Raw genomic sequence first — 589 nt, 5'->3', positions numbered from 1 at the left:
ACCGTATAAACTGCTTTGAACAGCCAGCCGGCGATCAGCACGAGTGCGATCAGAAGGTAGACTGCCGGGCTGCCGCCTCCGCCGGGAAGCGCATTGCGCAACCGGTCCTGGCCGCGGCGAATGATGTCTTCGAGATCGGGGGGCGTACCTTGAGGGCCGCTTGGTCCGCGTGGACCTTGCCCCCATGGGCCTTGGTTATTACCGCCGCCTCCCCACGGGCCGCCTCCTCCGCCACTTTTGTCGTTCCAGGGCATGAATGTCCTTTCGCTGGGATTCCCTCACACGCCGGAGCCGGCGCAAAATCCTTGTCGTCCTTCTATAGGGATGCCTCAGCGCGCTTTCAACGCGTCCGCCTTTTAATGCGCTGTTCTTAGCTGCAGTTTTGCCGCGACGCTTTGTCGTGGTTAACCCCGAACAGACCTTTCGTAGACGACATGACGCGTCGGATGGCTGTCTTTCTCGCCGGCCGGAATCTCTTCTGAGCTGATGATGTGCCACGTTTCGGGATCGATCGGCGGGAAGGATGTGTCGCCATCGATCGAAGCCAGCACATGCGTGACATGCAGACGGTGGGCCAGCGGCAGCGCCC

At 61.3% G+C, this 589-nt stretch carries 2 protein-coding genes; both read right to left on the bottom strand.

Annotation, left to right across the window (positions count from 1 at the left end):
- Positions 1–254: protease modulator HflK N-terminal domain-containing protein (locus DNK89_RS23690; protein WP_203422564.1), on the bottom strand; the 254-nt coding region annotated here is incomplete at its 3' end.
- A gap of 150 nt (positions 255–404) precedes the next feature.
- On the bottom strand, positions 405–589 hold a 185-nt coding region (locus DNK89_RS23685; protein ID WP_161958984.1), incomplete at its 5' end, for a dihydrofolate reductase.

The sequence above is a fragment of the Acidovorax sp. ST3 genome (assembly GCF_003231145.1).
In the GTDB taxonomy this organism is placed as follows: Bacteria; Pseudomonadota; Gammaproteobacteria; order Burkholderiales; family Burkholderiaceae_C; genus Acidovorax.
The sequence above is the reverse complement of the archived record's forward strand: the minus strand, read 5'-3'. Positions and strand labels throughout refer to the sequence as shown.